3 protein-coding genes are annotated in these 16,204 nt (G+C 74.7%); all 3 read right to left on the bottom strand.

Annotated features, from left to right (window positions below):
• Genes HA039_RS06870 through HA039_RS06880 form a run of 3 tightly spaced genes read right to left on the bottom strand, consistent with a single transcriptional unit; the run spans position 1 to position 16,054 of the window.
• Positions 1–744: a type VII secretion system-associated protein gene (locus HA039_RS06870; RefSeq protein ID WP_167025298.1), complete on the bottom strand. Its 744-nt coding sequence runs from the start codon at positions 742–744 to the stop codon at positions 1–3.
• A 4-nt stretch (positions 745–748) separates the two neighbouring features.
• On the bottom strand, positions 749–15,664 hold the full coding sequence (locus HA039_RS06875; protein ID WP_167025301.1) for a lonely Cys domain-containing protein: 14,916 nt from the start codon (positions 15,662–15,664) through the stop codon (positions 749–751).
• Complete coding sequence (locus HA039_RS06880) at positions 15,665–16,054, bottom strand: hypothetical protein (RefSeq protein ID WP_167025304.1); 390 nt, start codon at positions 16,052–16,054, stop codon at positions 15,665–15,667.
• Positions 16,055–16,204 lie beyond the last annotated feature (150 nt).

The following is a 16,204-nucleotide window of genomic DNA, read 5'->3' on the forward strand; positions in this document are numbered from 1 at the left end:
TCACGTACGGGGCTCCGGGGAGCCGGGGGTGTCCGGGGCCTCGTGCGACGCGGTGACCGCCCGGCCCACCGCCCCGGCGTCGACGACCAGACCGGCCGGGCCTGACGGATTGACGTACAGGGCGTGCCCCGCCGGAATCCGTTCGAGCAGGTCGGCGACGGGTATCCGGGCGGTCGCGAAGTCGCCGAACAGGCTGAGGTAGCCGGGCATCGTGAACACCGGGACCACGGGCGACCCGTCGGACGCGGCGGCGGCCAGCGGGTCGCCGCCGGGGCCGAGGGGTACGTCCACCACGGCGCGGGCCAGGGTGCGCATCACCTCGGAGGACGGGCCGTAGCCGGTGACCGCGAGCTGGATCGCCGCCTCCGCCGGGTCGCCGGGGACGGGCCAGCCCAGCGAGGTCGGCGAGGGGCGGAACCCGGGGTTGGGCTGCCACTCCACGATCTCGCCGGTGTCCCCCGACCGCCACCGCCCGGGCACCGCCCACTCCGGCGGCCGGCCCCGGCCCGACCAGTCCGGGTCGGGGACGCTCAGCCAGTGGTCGGGGGCGAGGCGCGCGGCCTCGGTGATCTCACGCGGCGGCGCGGGCACGGGGGAACCGGCGTCGTCCTGTCCGGTGGCCGTAGCGGTTGCGGTGGCGGTGGCGGGCGGCGCCCGGGGTGGGTCCACGGGTTCGGCGGTGACTCCGTCCGGTGGGGTGGTGGGGACTTCGGCCGTGGTACGGGGCGTTCCCGTCGCGGTCATCGGGTCACCGTTCCTGTGGGTCGGGCGGGTCGGTACCGGTCGGGGCCGGTTCCGGCGTGATCAGGGGGCCGTCGGGGCCGAACGTGCTCCTGTCGCCGCCCGGGCCGGTCAGCACGAGGGTCAGCCCCAGGCGCCGGGCCGCCACCTCGGCGAGGGTCCGCAGGTAGGCGTCGCCCCCCGCGTCCGGCCGGGTCAGCAGCAGCAGCAGCAGCCGGAACGCGTCGTACCGGCTCAGTTCCAGGTCTCCGGCGGCGAGGCGGCCGTTCTGGAGCACGGCCTGCGTCCGCTGCTTCAGGGTCAGCGTGATGCCGGCCCGCCGGAGTTCGTCCTCGTCGAACATGACGTCCGGCGCGACGAGGCTCTCCCCGGGCAGGTCGGGCACCAGCTCGGCCGGGACGCCGGCCAGCAGCTCCCGTACGGCCTCGGTGTCCGGGGTGGTCGATCCGGCGGAGGGGGCGGACGCCCAGGAGCCCGGCCGGGCCGGCGCGGCGGCGAGTTGCCGCAGGAGGTCCTCGCCCCGCGTCCCGTCCAGGACGAACGGGGGCGCGGGAGCGCGGACTTCGGCGCCTTGGTCGGTGTCGTTTTGGTTGGTGTCGTTTTGGTTGGTGTCGTTCACGGAGGCCGCCCCGGCGGGCCCGGGAAGGTCCGGCGGGGTGGTGGTCAGCCACTCGTTCTCCCGGCCCGTGGTGGGCCGTTGCGGATCCTTGAGCAGGGCGACGGTCCGGCCGCCCAGCGGGGCGGGGACCAGACCGGCCGGCAGGACGGCCCGGTACACGGTCCTGGCGAGGGCGCGGCGGGCGGCGAGCGCGGTGGCCAGTGCGGCGCGGTCGCCGGTCCGGCCGAGGAGGACCAGCGGTTCGTCCAGGGGGTGTTGGGTCATCTCGCGGTCGAGCGTGAGCAGCGCGGAGACCTCCGCGACGGGCACGGGCCGGAACGAGCCGTCGGGCCAGGGCATCAGGGCCCGGCCGTCCTCCCGTACGTCGATCGCGACGAAGACCGCCCGGCCGTTCCCCTCCGGGCCGGGGGGCGGCCAGGGCGCGGTGCGGCGCTCGGTGCTGGAGTCCGCGCCGTCGACCACCGTGTACCCGTCGGTCGCGAGCGGGCCCGTACCCTGACGGCCGGCCGTCCAGTCGCGTGCCAGCAGGTCGCCCCGCGCCGAGCGCACGGCGTGGGCGGGGCCGAGCATCCCGTTGACGGCCAGGTGGTACGCGCCGAGCTGGTCCGGGTCGAAGGGATCGAGGCCGTACGCGGAGGCTCCCGCGACGAGGTTGACGAGAAGCCGGCTCTGGACCATCGGTTCGGGGGGTGTCGTGCCTTCGAGGTGCAGCACCCGGGCGGCCAGCGCGGCCGGTGCCATGGACGCCGTGCGCAGGACCTCGCCGACCGAGACCAGCCCCCACACGACCCGCCGGCGCATCTCCGCGGTGACCGGCACCTGGGCCGCGATGCCCAGGACGGTCCGTTCCAGCGCCTCGCCGCCGTCGGTGAGCGCGCCGCCGACCCGGACGAGATCGGGCAGTTCGGTGAAGCCGGTGAGTCCCTCGCCGGGATGCGCGGCGGCCCAGGGACCCGCCTCCTCCAGCACCCTCCGGTACTCGTCCGCGGTCGGGGGCGCGTCGCGGGGGCGGTCGATGCCGAGCCGGGACCGGGTGAGCCGCTCCAGGAGGCGGGCGTCGAGCCCGTCGTGGTGCCGGAGGAGCGGGTCGCCGAACGTCATGACCTCCAGCGCGCCGATCCCGCGCAGCAGGCCCCGGTAGGTGCCGGCCGGGTCGGCGAGGTCGTCCTCCACGGACACCCCGAACGTCTGCCGCAGCCCCCGTACCAGGCGCAGCACCCGCTCCCGCCGCCAGCCCGGGTCCGCGCCGCGCCCGTCACCGGCGCGCCCCAGGCCCGCGATCTCCGCGAGGACGTCCAGCTCGGCGTCCTCCGGTTCGGGCCGCACCTCGCTCCACGTACCGACCGTGCCCTCGGTGTCGGTGTAGATCCCGTGGTGCGGTCCGCCCAGTTCCCCGAAGAAGGTGGTCCGTTCCGCCGCGTACATCCTGCGGCGGGCGGCGTTGGACGCGGCCTGTGCCTGGGAGACGTGGCCCCAGGGGTCGTGGACGAAGGGGGTCCGGGTGCCCAGGTTGAACGTGCCCAGGTTCATCACGCCGTCCGGTCCCGCGACGGCGGTGCCCCAGCAGGTGAGAAACACGATGGGGACGTCAGGCGGGAGCTTGGCCACGCTGGGACGCCGGCGCAGCAGCCGGCCCTGCTCGGGGCCGTCCACGAGGGCCGAGCGGCTCGCGGAGTCGTAGAGGGAGCTCGCGCCGGGCGCCCCGTGCATCGACCAGAAGTAGACCTCGCGGCCGTACCACGGGACGGTCACCCGGCCGATCTCGCGGTGGGTGACGGGGTCGGCGTGGACCGAATCCCGGACCTCCGGCATCCGCCAGTTGCCGGACCGCCGCGAGGCCAGCTCCTTCGCGCTGAACACGGCGCGGCCCACCGGGACTCCGTCGACGACGAAGGTGCGGCTGAGGATCTCCCGGTCCGGGACGAGCCGGCCGTCCCGGGTGCGTACGGCGCCGGGCGGGCCCGCGTGGGCCAGGTCGCCGGGCCCGACCCTGATCCACTGCCCCGCCGCCGGGTTCAGGTCCATGGTCTGGATCTTGTACTGCTGCGCGGCCATGTTCACGCCCAGGCTGACCTCCTCGCTGAAGGCCCAGACCACCCGGCCGGTCCTGGCGGCGAGCAGCCGGACCATTTCCAGCCCGCGGTCCCCGGCCCCCGGCACGACGAGCAGGAGGGGCACCGAGGGGTCCTGCGCGGCCAGTTCGGGGTCCAGCGCCAGGAGTTCGGCGAACTCCTCCGCGTCCATCCGGTAGCGCGTGAGGTCGGGACCGGTGATCACGACGTGGTCGTGGCCGCCGAGCGCGGAGATCACGTAGGGGGACGCGCGCCAGGGTCCCGGCCGGCCCGCGCCGGCCTGGTCCTGGCCCACACGTTCGTAACGGTCCGTCATGACCGGAGCCGGTACGGCGGGGCCCCGCCAGGAACGGCCCGGGGAGCTGCCGGCCACGACGTGGAACCGGCTGCCGGTCCCCATGACGCCGCGCCGTACGAGGTGGAGCGCGGCGAGCCCCGCCACGCTCCGTACGCCCGCGTCCATGGCGGCCAGGGCCAGGGAGGAGGCCTCCTGGAAGTGCGCCTGCCAGGGTGCGTCCGGGGCCAGGTGGAGGACCTTGCGGACCATGGCGGCCTGGTCGAAGGCGGCCCGCTCCGCCTCTGGCAGCGCCGCTCTCGCGGCTCCCCACAGGGCGTCGAGCCAGTCGACGGCCGCCTGGCGGCGCTCGGGGCTGATCGCGTCGGCCGGCTGCGGGGCCGCCAGGAGCGGGGGCGCCGACTGCGGGGATGTCGGCAGCGGGGGCGCCGGCGGTGGTCCTTGCGCGGTCCCGGTGGGATCGACGAGCGGCGGGTCGGGGGCAGGGTCAGGGGCCGCGTCCAGGTCCGGGGTGTCCAGGCCGGTGGCGCGGGTGAAGTCCCGGAAGGCCTCGTAGCGGGCGTTGTCGGCGTCGGTCGCCGATACGGGGTTGGCGTCCCGCTCCGGCCGGCGGGCCGCCGGGTCGGTGCCGTACAGGCGTTCCAGGAGGGGTACGAGGGCCGGATCGTGCCGCCGGACCAGGTCGGGCCCGTTGTGGCGCGGGCGTCCGGTGGCCCGGTCGGTGCCGTGGTTGGTGCCGAGATAGGCGTTGCTGGCCTGGGCGAAGTATTCGTACGCGTCCGTGGACGCGTAGTTGTCGGCCTCGGCTCCGTCGAGGTCGCGGCGCACGCCGTCGGGCCACTCCTCGTCGGGGCCCCGGTCCCGCTTCTCGCGGTAGAGGCGCTCGATCGTCCGGCGGTCGTCCTCGGAGAGACCCTGGAGGTGGATCAGGTGCGCGATCTCGTGGGTGGCGCTGGAGTATCCCTCCTCCTGGTGGGCCGACGGGCCGACCGGGGTCCGCTCACCGAGGAGGTTCTCCTCCGGTACGGCAGCCGTCAACCCGGCGGTGGCGCCCCGCAGTTCGCCCACAGAACGGTTCCCCGGCCCGGCCTGTCCGCCGTGGTAGGCGGCGAAGGAACTCAGCGCCGTCAGCGGGGCGCCCTGCGGCAGGACCACGACCTTCGCCCCGCTCAGCAGCAGCCGCTCGACCGTCGCCGGGTCGCCGAGCAGCGGTTCCGCCCAGGTGTACGCGGCGGCGCGCGCCGACACCGGGCGGGCGACGCCGTCCGGCACCACCAGCAGCAACCGGGCCGCGACCGCCGCGAGATCGGCCGCGGAGAGGGCCGCCCGCAGTCCTCTGATCAGCGGGGGGTGCGAGGCGAGCCAGCGGAGGTGGCCGGGCGGCATCAGCGGCAGCGTGTCCCGCAGCGCGGCGGGCCCGGCGGCGAGGAGGCTCCGGACCAGGGCCGCGGAGTCAGGGGGTTCCACCGGCTCGGGGACCACGACGGGTGCCGGGGCCGCGGCGGCATCCTGGGTCGCGGGGGTCCCGACGGGGGCGGGCGGGGCCGGGTGCAGGGTCAGGTCGGGGGTCGTACCGTCGCCGCCGTTCGTACCGGTGACGGCGGCCGGGGCCGGGGAGGTGGCCATCCAGTGGTCGGACCTGCCGGTGTACCGGTCCTGACGGACCAGCGGGAGCAGCGGACCCGCGCCGTGCCCCACCGGATAGGCCCCGGTGTGGTTGATCACCAGGGCCGTGAAGCCGAAGACGAGGGTGGCGAGGGGCAGGGTGATGTCGCCCGCCGCGTTGTCGTAGTTGCCGGAGGTCTCGATGCTGTCGGCGATCCTGCCGAGTTCCTGCCCGTCCAGACCGTGCGTCAGCAGGGTCGCCAGCTCGGTGTCGATCCTGCTCTGCCGTTCGGCGGCGAGGTCCGCGCTGTTGCTCGGCAGCCCGGGCAGCCCCGCCATCGCGGAGCGGACGCGGTCCTCGGCGATGCCGGCCATCAACTGGTAGGCGAGCGGGGTGATCACGGTCTGGAGGTGGGCCGGGCGCCCGATGTCGGCGCGGAAGGCGGCGGCGAGACGGCGGCGCAGGGCCCGGGGTGTCGGGACCGCGCCGTCGGCCCCGCGGAAGAGGTCCGGGGCGGTCCCGATCAGGGAGTGCAGCAGGCAGTCGCCGTCCCGCGGCACGGGCTGGACGTGCCGGTCCTCGTCACGCAGCGCCTGCCGCTGCTGGGGGCTCAACTGGTCCGCCACGGAAGGGTCGTCCGGGCTCAGGGCGAGGCCGGGGCCCGAGGGCAGCGGCGGTTGGCGCCTCGTCCTGCCCGCGTCCTTGCCGGTGTCGTTGCCCGGCTTCTTGCCGGTCTCCTTGCCCTTGCCGGTCTCCTTGCCCTTGACCGTGCCCGGGTCCTTGGACGTGCTCTTGTCCTTGTCCTGCCTCTTGTCCTTGCTCTTGCCGGTGTCCTTGGACCGGTCGCCGGACTTCTCCTTGCCACGGCCCGACGTGTCCTTGACCGTCCCGCCCTTGACCGTCCCGTCCTTGGGGATGCCGCCCTTGAGCTCGCCGCTCCTGCCGGAAGCGGACCGCGCCGGCTCGGTCACGTCCTTCGTCCGCCGTCTGCGCAGTACGTTCTCCCGGCCGTCCATGCCGGGACCCTCCCGAGCGGTCCTGGAGCTGACCGGTACCCGCACGTCGTGGTCCGCGCTCTCCCGGCCCCCGGCGAACAGGAGGGTGCCGGCCCGGCCGAGGGCGCCCGCCGCGACCCGCTGCGCGGCCGCCTGCTCCGCCTGCTGTTTCCTGACGCCGTCCAGCGCGCCCTGCGCCTCCCCGACGGACGTCAGGGAGGCGGCGAGACGGGTACGGGTGGTGTCCAGGCTCTCGTCCGCGGTCCTGCGCGCCTCCGTGGCCTCGGCCAGCAGCCGGGCGGCCCGCTCCGGACCGACGGCGGCGGCGCGTGCCCGCGCGTCGGCGTCCGGCACCATCGGCGTCAGGGCCAGGTCCGCGGCGGTGGCCGCGGTCTCCGCCTCCGCCAGGGCGATGTCCGCGGCGGCCCGGAGCCCCCGGGCGGTCCCGACCGCGCGCTCGGCCTCCTCCAGCGCCTCGTCGGCCTTCGTCAACGCCGGGAGCGCGTCGTCCATCGCCTGCCGGGCGTTCTGCCGGGCCGCGCGGGCCGCCCGCTCCGCGCTCCGGGCGGCGGCCGTCGCCGCGTCGTCCGCCGCCTCCGCCAGGAGCGCCGCGGCCTCCCGTATCCGGACGTCGGCGGCGTCCCTCCGCCGCTCGGCCGCGAGGTACGGCGCTTCGGCCACCCGCCGGGCGGCGACGGCGGCCACGCGCGCCTTCTCCGCCCCGTCGGCGCGCAGCCGCGCGGCGTCCCGGTTCCGCCCCGCGACGGTGCGGTCCGCCACCGCGACGGCCAGCGCCTCCTGCGCCGTACGCCGCAGGAGCAGTTGTTCCGCCTCCGCCAGCGTGGTGGTGTCCGTCGCCAACTGTGCGGTCAGCGTGTCGCGGTGGGCGGTGGCCTCGTCGTACCGGACGGTCAGCCTGCCGTCCTCGTCCTGCTTGAGCGAGAACTGCCGCAGCGCGGCCACCGCGTGCCGGTTGACGGCGTCGGCGAACGTCTCCCAGAGGCGCCCGGTCCCGGCATCCGCGTCGCTCAGCTCGCCGTCGGAGTCGAACAGCCAGCGCTGGTGGCCCTGTTCGGTGCGCAGCATCAACTCCACCGACCGGTGGGAGAGTTGGGCGGCCCGGGAAGCCGTGTAGAGCGCGCGGGCGACCTCGGGCACCCCGTCGGGATCGGTGCGGTTCCCCGGTCCGGTCGCCAGCCAGAGCTGCACGCGTTTGTCGTCGGGGTGCAGCCCGGCCGCGACGGCGCCGGGCAGGTCCGCGAGCGGGTGGGCGGTCCAGTCCTCCCCGGCGGGAGCGCCCTGTTCGCGCAGCATCGAGCGGAGGTCGTAGACCCCCGGGTCGGTGCGCGCCGGGGTCACGCCGTGCCCGAGGAGGTCCCGTTCCGTGAGCCGCGCGGTGGTACGGCCCGCCACGAACCGGCGCTTCGCGCCCCGGCCCAGTTCGATCACGACGTCGACCTCGGCGACGTAACTGCGCACCCCCCGGTCGTCCGCGGAGACGCTGGTGATGCCGACCTTCAGCCACTCGCGGGCGGTGCTGCTCAGCGCGGCCGACTGGGCGGAGGCGACGGGACGCGCCGCGCTCAGCGGGATGCCGAGGGCCATCCGCTGGCGGGGGCCGCCCGGCGCGGGCAGGCCCACGGTGACGGAGAGGGCGGGCAACTGGGCGGTGGACGTCGAGGAGGAGACGCTGGTGCCGCCCTGGCTGACCCGGTCCATGGTGACGTCGCCACTGGCGGTGACCGGGCGCGGGTTGTAGAGGCGGGTGATCCGGACGGAGTCGCGGTCCGCGCGCGATCCGAGCCGGGAGGAGACGGCGCTCCTGCCGTAGTGGATGTACTCGCCGAGCCGGACCGCCGCGTTCTCCTCCGTGGCGGCCGGGTTCTCCGACTTCAGGCCCAGCTCGGTGAGGGCCTGCCGGAGCTTCTCGTGGCCGGGGAACTCGTGGGCCACCAGGGCCTCGGTGAGGACGAGTTGCGGACCGCTGTACGGACCGGAGGTGACGCCCCGGGCCGGGTCCGTGGGGTGCACGGTGAACTCTACGGGCCCGGTCGGCGCGGCCGGGTCGGTCCTCGGGTCGTCGTCGGTCCCCGGCAGCGCCTCGGGGCCCGCCGGGGACTCGCCCGCGACGAAGCGCAGCGTGGCCCGGTAGGGGATGTCCACGGGGGCCGGTGCGCGGCCGTAGAACGTCTTCGCCAGCCAGGACGACCAGTCGGCGCCCGCCCACCAGGTCACGAAGTCCGCGCTCTCCCGCCAGGAGGCGAGGCCGCCGGCGATCACACCGCCGGGGAGGTTGAGCGGCCACTCGGCCAGCGGCACCGACCGCAGGGCGCTGGTCACGACGTAGTCGACGTCGAAGTCCGCCACGTGGTCGGTGCGCAGCCAGAAGCGGTCCTCCCAGGCGCTCGTCCGCGTGATTCCCCGGCTCTGTCGGCGGCCGGCCCCCACGGCGGGGCCGGTGCGGTCACCGGCCAGGGCGTCGACGGCGTCCGGCTTGCGGGTGAGGAGGGTGAGGGCGGTGGACTGCGAGCGGGAGGTGGTGTCGTTGTGCGTGACGCCCTTCGGGCCATGGACGGTGGCGTTCTCCAGCCCGGTGCCCGGGGCGGTCGTACGTCCCCGCAGGGTGCGCAGGTCCGCGGCGGTGGCCCGGGGCCGGGCGGACAGCGTGATCTCCACCAGCCGGGCGCCGCCGTCCGCGACGTAGACGAAGTGGAGGGTCCTCGGGTCGTCGGGCCCCCGGGCGGGCAGGGACCGCAGACCTCCGACGGAGGCGAGATGCGCGATACGGGAGTGGACGCCGGGCAGGTAGGAGCCGTTGCCGGGGGTGAGCACCCCGGGGGCCTCCCGTTCCACCTGGCGGACGAGGCTGTCGTACAGCGGATTGCGCGAGTCGTCGGGGGTGTCGGACTTCGAGCCGGGGGTGGCCGTCTTCGAGGCGGGGGTGATCGCCTTCGGCGCCGGGGTGGCCGTCTTCGAGGCGGGAGCGGCGGGCTCTGGCGCGGGGGTGGCCGGGGGCGGCGGGGCGAGGGGGACGAGGTCGAGCACCGTACCGACACCGATCCGCCGGCTGCGGACGAACCGTTCGGGGAGCGCGGGCCGGGGCCCGGCGAGCGCCGGGTCGGGTGCGCCGAGGATGTCCTCCAGGCCTTCCATGCCCGCGAACCAGGCGGCGTTGGCGCGGATCTGCCGGGTGGTGACCAGCAGTTGGAGGGCCTGTGCGAGATCGACGGCCAGCACGACGCTCTCCCCCGGCCCGAGCCGGACCAGGTTCACGAGCACGTTGCGCCGCCCGTGCCGGATCGTCATGAGTACGGTGACGTCGGCGCGCAGCCGGTACTGGCGGTTGCTCTCGGTGGCGACCCTGCTCTGGGTGGTGTGGGACCGGAATCCGTCGGCCTCCTCGGTGTGCCGCTGGAGGGCCTCGGCGAGGTTGGGCGCGACGGTGAACGACTCCGCGTGGGAGTCCGGCTCGTTCTTCCGTCCGCTCAGGGCGCCGACGACCCTGTGGCCGGAGACGGTCCGTACCTCCCGCGTCTCGGCGGCGAGGGAGGCGGTCGCGGATTCCTGGTACTGGTCGAGCGCGACGGGCCGCGTCCGCTGCTTCTTCGCACCGGTCGAGGGCGGTGCGGTGCCGTCCTGCGGGGCCCCTTCCGGCGCGGTCCCTTCCGGCGGGGTCCCCTGGTCCGGGTCCAGGTCGACGACCAGGGCGGGGCGGTGCGCGTACGCCCTCAGTTCCACCGAGAAGTCGTGGTCGAGGCCCAGGCCGGGCAGGCTCAGGCCCTCCAGCACGTAGCTGCCGCCGAGGAGTTGGTGGCCGTGCGCGAGCAACTGACCGGGCGCCTGACCCACCCGCAGGGTCTCGGAGGCCAGGGAGCCCTGGTCGCGAGGGGGCGGGCCGATCATCAGGCCGGTGGTGCCGCGCAGGACCGCGGCCGCCAGTCCGACGATGCCGCTCTCCGTCCGGCCGAAACCGGTGTTCCTCGGGTCGGGTATCCGGTGGGGCAGCACGGCGAGGATCCGGTCCCACAGGCCGATCAGGTCACCGGAGCCCGCGAAGACGTCGATCACGGCGTCGCCGGGGACCCGGAAGACGTCCGGGCGGGGGACGCCGCCGGACGTGAGCGCGAGCCTGGCCTCGTCCTGCGCGGTCGCCGGGCGGACGACGGCGGCGGGCGGCGGCTTCACGTCCAGGTCGGCGTGGAGGGTGCGGTGTTCGGGCACGGCGATCCGCAGCACGCCCGGGACACCCGGGCTGTCGGCGGGTCCGGGGGGATCCGCCGGGTTCTCCTCGTCGGTCCGGGGCGCCTTCGGGTCCGGCCGGTCGCGGGCGAACCGCTCCAGCGGTACGAGCGGGTCGTTGCCGTAGACGTCGAGGTCGAGGAGCAGCGGCACCTCGAAGACCTCGGCGGCCTGGCCGCCGCTGCTCAGGGTCAACTGGTCGTGGCCGATGCCGTCCTCGGTCGTGAGGGTCCGGGTCCTGTTCCAGTCGAACAGGTAGTCGGCGCCGCCGCCGAGCCACCCCCTGGCCTTGTCGACGAGCCCGCTGCCGGAACCACCGAACCCGAACGAGTGGCCCAGGGTCTGCGACCGCTGCTCGGCCCCCGCGGCGGCCAGGGACACCGAGTTGATGAGCTGGACGGCCGGGAGCCTCCTGGTGTGCCGCGGCAGGCGCTCGGGGTCGCGGCGGCCCGAGAGCCGCAGTTGGACCCGCCCGCCACCGATCATGGACGGGTCGTCGAGCCAGAGGGCGTACCCGCCGTCGAGGATCGAGTCGGCCGCGGCCCGGCGGCCGATGGAGGACCTGGCCTGCTGGACGCGGCGCAGGTTCACCAGCTGGGCGTGGGCGCGGGGTTCGTCGATCCCGGGGAACCAGGTGCTCTGCCGGTGCTCCGGTGGCAGGAAGCCGCGCTCCCGCAGCCACGCCTCGGCGCGGTCGAACATCACGTCCGTCCCGGTCACGGCCAGCGGACTCGCCGACACCCCGATGCTGCGTGCTTCGGCGAGTTCGGGCGGCAGCCGGCGCGTCTCGGCGGCCGTGGGCGCGGTGCCCCGGGCGTCGGCGGCGCGCAGGATCCGCATGCGGCCCAGGTGCGGGTTCTTGCCGCCGCCGAAGACCCGCGGGCCGCTCGTGCCGCCCCGGGCGCGTACGAACTCGACGGTGTACGTCAGGCGGGCGTCCGTCAGCAGGTGCGAGGCGTTACTGCGTACGGAGTGCTGGAGCACGGAACCGGCTCCGGACCCCAGGCTCCTGGACTCGCGGTACAGGAGCCCGCCGCGGCCGGTGGGGCCGCCGCTGGCGTTCACCGTCTCCCCCGGCTTCCTGGCCGTCATCGGGAAGGTGACGGAGCCGTCGAGCGCGACGCCGCTGGTCACCTTGGACGCGATGCCCAGCTTCTGGGAGTGCGCGAGGTGGCTCTCCATGTTGATCTTGCCCTTCACGCTGCTGCGAAGGGCTCTGCCGGGGGCGACCGCCACGGTCACCTTGAGCATGCCGAGGGCGTTGCCGTTCGCGTCCAGCAGCACCGGGGAGTACATGCCGTCGCGCATCAGCGGTGCGTTCCCGCGCTGGCTCGCCTCCGACAGCAGGGCGTCGACCTCGCCCCGCGACTCCTCGCCGAGATCCTTCAGTTCCTGCTGGAAGTCGCGCTTGACCTCACGGGCGAGTCGTCCCGGCTCGGTCAGCGAGTCGATGGTCCACAGCGGCAGGTCGTCCGGGTCGGCCGGCTTGTCCGCCTCGGCGTTCGGGTCCGGCACATTGCCCTCGTCCTCGACCAGGTGCTGGGGGAACCACACGGTGACCGTGGCGCGGGGCGGGGTGGGGGGCGGGGTCTTCGTGGCGGGGGGCGCGGTGGCCGGGGCGGGGTCGGAGTCCTGCCAGGCGCCGAAGCCCTCCCCAGCGCCCGGCCGCTTGAGCTCGATGTCCTCTCCCCGTGGCCGCGCTCCCACCCCCGGCTGCAGCGGGGAGTTCGCCTCCGGCAGGCGGAGGCTCCAGGACGTCTGGTACTCGAACGCCTGCGACTGCTCGTTGCTGCGCTGCGAGGACACGACCTGGACGCTGTCGGTGATCGTCGTCGAGTTCGACAACTGGTTGTGCGTCAGGGCGAGTTGTACGGAGGCGCGGACGGCGGTGAGGGGCAGCGCCACGACGGGGAAACCACCGCTCCATCCGATCGGGACGGTGCGGGTGGTGCCGGACCCCGCGGTGTCCGCCGAGCTCTGCGATCCCATGGCCCGGCGTTCCACGCGGCGTTCGGGGTCCTTCGGGTTGTTCACCCCGAACCGCTTCGACCGGCCGGCGTAGTCGAGGCCGAGCCGTACGTCGACGGTGTGGTCGGTGCCGTCCACGTCGAACGTCATCCGGTGGCCGTCCTCGCTGAGGAGCGCCGGCAGGTGCTCCGCCAGCACCTCCGCGTTGATCTGGTCGTCCAGGGCGGCGAGGTCCTGCGCGCGGGTGATCCGCAGCGCGGCCACCAGCCGCTTCCTCAGCGCGGCGACCGACCCCTCGGACAGCGGCCCGACGGAGACGAGTCCGGGGGCGCCGTCGCGCGTCGAACCGAACCCGGTGACGAACACGGAGGGCTCCGGGTCCACGACGACCGTGCCGTCGGGGGCCGTGACGATCACGCGTGCCGGCAGGTCGTCCGGGATGGCGTCCGAGGTGGAGTGCGTCCGCGAACGTCCGGAGGAGACGGAGGAGCGGCCGTCCGACCGCTCTTCCCGGCCCGGCACTTCGAGCGTCCGGCCGCGGCCCTTGCCCGGGGGCGACGAGGCCTTCGACCGCTTCGAGCCCTTGCCGTCCTTGCCGTCCTTGCCCTTCTCCTTGGGGGCGTGCGAGGGCGGATGCCGGGGCGGGCCGTCGGCGGGCGCGAGCCAGTCCCTGGGGTGCACGGGGTTGCCGGAGGCCGTGACCGGGCGGGGAGGGGGTGGGGGCGCCGACGGGGTGGCGCCTGCCGGCGGGGTCGCTGTCGAGGTGGTGGAGGTGGTGGCGGGGGGCGCGGTCACGGGCGGCGTCGCGGCGGGAACGCCCGACACGGTGGCGGTGACGGCGGTCGTGACGCGCGCGGGAGTTGGGGCAGGGGCGGGCGTGACGGAGGGGTCGGTGGCGACACCGGAAAGGCCTGGGGTGCCGGGGAGTGCGACGCCGTCCGGTCCCGCGACCACGAGCGGACCGGGGGCGGACGGCGGCCGCGGCTCGCCGGGTACGGCGTTGTCGGGGGCCGGGTCCGGGTTCGTGGCCGGGTCGGAGTGCAGGACGGGGTCCGTGTCCGGGTCCGGGTCCGGGAGCGCGGCCGTGGCCGGATCCGGGGTCCTGGCCGGGTCGGTGTCCCTGGCCGGGTCCGGGGTGGTGGTCGCGGGGGTCGGGCGTGCCGGGGCGGCGGCGGTCGTCGTCGCCGGGGGTGGGGTGAGTGCCGTGTCCTGGGCTCCCTCGGCCACACGCGCGCTCAGCGGGAAGTCCCGTATCACCGGTCCTGAATCGGTGACGTTCTCGATGGTCCGCAGGTAGTCGACCGGCACCCCGCCCGTGGGCAGCTTCGAGGACTCCGCCATCAGGCCCTCCGCGTCCGACTGGGAGACCAGCCGCCGGAAGAGCGACTCGGCGTCATGCCCCCGGTCCCCGAGTCCCGCGTAGTGGAGCACCTCGTGCAGCGCGGTCGCGTCGTCCTTCTCACGGATCTCGTCCGTGACGCCTTCGCCGTCCGTCGGGTGGAGGCGGAAGTGGGTCTGGTCGGAGCGTCCCGGGTCGGCGGTCCGGGTGAGGTGCACGGCCTCCGGGTGGTCCGCGGCCGGGGTGAGGGTGAGGTCGATGTTCAGCTGGTCACCGGAGCCGGGCAGGAGCAGGCCGTTGTTGAAGTGGGTGTCCAGCAGCCCCTGCAACCGGCGCTGGTACGCCGTCAGTTCCGCCGGGTCGAAGCCGGTGCCGAAGCTGACCGGCAGATGGAGGGAGAGGTTGCGCACCCATTGGCCGGGCGCGACCTCGATCCGCTGGATCCAGGTACGGATGAGGGTCGCCTCGCCGCGCAAGGTGGTGGAGTCCCACGGGAGCGGACCGGGATCGAGAGCCGGGTCGAAGCGTTCGGTCCACAACGGGGAGGCCGTCGCGTGGTCCCGCCACTCCTGCCACGCCGCGCGCGGCACGGCCCGCGGCGACGGCGCCGCGACGAGCGGGGTCCTGGCGGTGGCCGTCGGCAGCGGTACGGGCGGTACGGGAGGCGGTACGGGCGTGGGGGTGAGCGGGCCCGTACCGGCGGGGGGAGCGCCGTGGCCGCCGCCGGACTTCTCCGAACCGTCGTACGCCGACGACCGGTTGACCCCGCCGCCCCCGTTCCCGTACGGGAGGGGAGTGAACTTGTAGTGGAGGGCCAGTCCGCCGGCGGCCAGTCCGCCGCCCACCAGATGCTCGAAGACGCCGCTGGTGCCGCTGCCGACCAGCGTCTCCCACTTGAACTCCCATGTGCCGTCGAACACACCGTTGATGAGGACTTCGGCGGCCGACTCGGCGACACCGGTGACGACGAAGACGGTCGGTACCTCGATCGCGTGGTTCGTGTACCGCTGGACGTTGTTGGTGTAGTGCGGGAACGGGCCGTTCCTGAGGGGGCTCTTGAACGGGTTGTTGTTGAAGAGCTTGGTGTTGATCAGCTTCTTGAGGTAGTCGCCGGCCCCGCCGAGCCACTGCGTGAAGAGCCCGGTGAGGGCCCCGAAGGCCGCCGCCTTCCACACCGCCCCGCCGTCGACGCCGCTCGGCCGGCGCCGCCCCGTGTTCAGGCCGATCTGGGCGAGCTGGACGGCGAGGGTCTGGAACGCCTCCTCCAGCGCACCGGTGAGGCTCGGCGCGAGATGGCTCATGCGGATGAGCCGCTGGAGGATGATCAGCACCGCGAGCCTGCTGCGCGCCCGCGCCGAGAACGCCTGGAGCAGCGAGGTGCCACCGGTGAAGTACGCGAGGGCGGCCAGCAGCGCCAACTCCGCGATGAGCGACAGGATCTCGGAGATGATCTCCCACTTGGAACCCTGGATCTTGATCGACCGGTCGATCTGCCCCGAGGCGATGGCGTCCAGCTGGTCGACCATCTGCTGGAGACGGTCCAGGCCGCCGTCGTCGGTGAGCAGCGAAAGGCCCTGGATGTACGCCTGCGCGACACGCGGGGGAAGTCCGGCACCGGCGTCCTGGACGGACCGCTGGATCGCGGTGCGCAGGTCGAGGAGCGCGCCGCCGAGTTCCGTGTACAGCTCCCGGCTTTCCCACGCCAGGTTCTCCCTGGCCTGCAACGGCATTTCGCCGAGGAGGATCCAGAGCATGGTGCGGACGTTCGGCGGGAAGTTTATCTCCTCCACTCAGTGTTTCCCGGTGGAGCCCGGTCCGGGGTCGCCGTCCCCCGGTCCGCCCCACGTCTTGCGGCGGAATTCCTCGATGGACTCCGTGGACTGCCGCTGGGTGTCCTCGATCTCCTGGAGATTGGCCCGCGTGGCGTCGACCAGTCCGGTCAGGGCCAGCGTGAGGCCGTCCGCGACGTCCAGGCAGTACTGGTTGTTCTCCTCGTAGCCGGGCCGGGTCTGCCGGGCGTAGTCGTCCGTCCACCCCGGCCAGTCGGTGAAGTCGCGTTCCCGGGTGACGAAGCGCTCGCGCATGCTCTTCGCGAGCGCGGGCAGGGCTTCCATGCTCTGGATCGCCCGCCGGATCGCGGCGGGGCTGGCCTCGAACGTGCCGTCCGAACCGGAACTCATGCCCTGCGCCTCCCTCGCCGCCCCGCGGTCCGCGGCGTGCGCCGTACGGCGTCGAGGGGGGCATCGTCTCCGCGGCCGGCTGCCGCAACACCCGCAGCCGGAGGAGCTGTTGATGCTAGCAGCCGACTCCGGACAGGGCCTAGCACCCCT

The sequence above is a fragment of the Streptomyces liangshanensis genome (genome assembly GCF_011694815.1).
Classification (GTDB): domain Bacteria; phylum Actinomycetota; class Actinomycetes; order Streptomycetales; family Streptomycetaceae; genus Streptomyces; species Streptomyces liangshanensis.